We start from the raw sequence: 1,117 nt of genomic DNA, 5'->3' as shown, positions 1-1,117 counted from the left end.
TAGCGTTTTAATAGTAAAATATAAATATACGAACAAACGTTCTTTTTATTTTAAACGTACATGAAGGGATGATTTTAACAATGGCTCCATTAAAGCGCAGAGGAAGAAAAAAGCAAGCACCTATTATTTCAAATACAGGCTTTATCGGCTCTGTCTTTATTGATACATTGGAGTTACAAAAGAAATCCTATTATTTCGCTCGTAAAAAACTTCAAATTGTTCATCACGTATTAGATGGTCTCTCTGGAGCAACAAGTGCTTTATTTAAAGAACATAACATTTCAGCATACATGTCATGTGTGTATTTACATAAACAAAAGAAAATTGGCTTTGTTCTTTCAACGAAACCATTTGAACAAAGTGATGGCGTTGCTTATTTTGTCAATTATTTAATCGAAAAGAATTTTTACGGCGGCCATGACGAAGATGTAGAATATCAAGAAGTATTTAATACAGGTTTTATCGGTGTAGTATTCGCTGATTTATCTAGTATAGATCGCTTTAATTTCGAGTTTGAAATGGGTATGCTAACGAAATTAATGAAAGATATGATTATTCCGGTTAAAGAACTCTTTTTACGCCATAATGTACCGGCTTACATCTCCACTTCTCATTTAGAAGAACAAAACAAATTAGGTTTCGTTCTCTCTGTAAAGCCATATGACGAACGCGCTGAAGCAGATTTATATTTTGAAGCATATTTAAAAGAACGAGGATTATTTATTGGTGATGAAGAAGATGAAATTGATAAGATTGTTATTAGAAAAACAGCTGAATTACGATAGAAAAGCGCAGGATTAGAATCCTGCGCTTTTTAAGTTACGTTAAACACTATAATCTTTTGAATGAATTTCTAAATTTAACTTATTTGCTAAAATTTTATTCAAAATAAAAAATACCATCCCCCCTGCAATGGGAAGCGTGTAGGCTGGAATGAAATTTAATAATAGTCCTGATATTGCAAGTGCTATTGGCTGCATTATTTTACCTAAGCTTAATCCAATACTAAGAACTCTTCCTCTATATTCTTCAGGAATCTCATTTTGCATGAAATACATTAAAGGAATATCAATTTGTGCTATCATAAATCCTAAAAAGAACATAATCATGCAATACG

At 31.6% G+C, this 1,117-nt stretch carries 1 protein-coding gene and 1 pseudogene; one reads left to right on the top strand and one right to left on the bottom strand.

All coding sequences use genetic code 11. From position 1 onward, the window contains the following. The first annotated feature begins 80 nt into the window (after window positions 1-80). Window positions 81-785: a hypothetical protein gene (locus ACQGS6_RS29070; protein ID WP_000035356.1), complete on the top strand. Its 705-nt coding sequence runs from the start codon at window positions 81-83 to the stop codon at window positions 783-785. A 39-nt stretch (window positions 786-824) separates the two neighbouring features. Here the strand turns inward: ACQGS6_RS29070 and ACQGS6_RS29065 are convergent. Continuing rightward, window positions 825-1,117, bottom strand: a pseudogene (locus ACQGS6_RS29065) (MFS transporter); the annotation flags it as partial.

It is taken from the genome of Bacillus sp. GMs2/2 (assembly GCF_050172095.1).
Taxonomy (GTDB): domain Bacteria; phylum Bacillota; class Bacilli; order Bacillales; family Bacillaceae_G; genus Bacillus_A; species Bacillus_A cereus.
This window is presented reverse-complemented; position numbering and strand designations above follow the sequence as displayed.

Excerpts from the sequence above, each read along its gene's own strand:
- ACQGS6_RS29070 (WP_000035356.1), top strand. The coding sequence starts at position 81 with ATGGCTCCATTAAAGCGCAGAGGAAGAAAAAAGCAAGCACCTATTATT.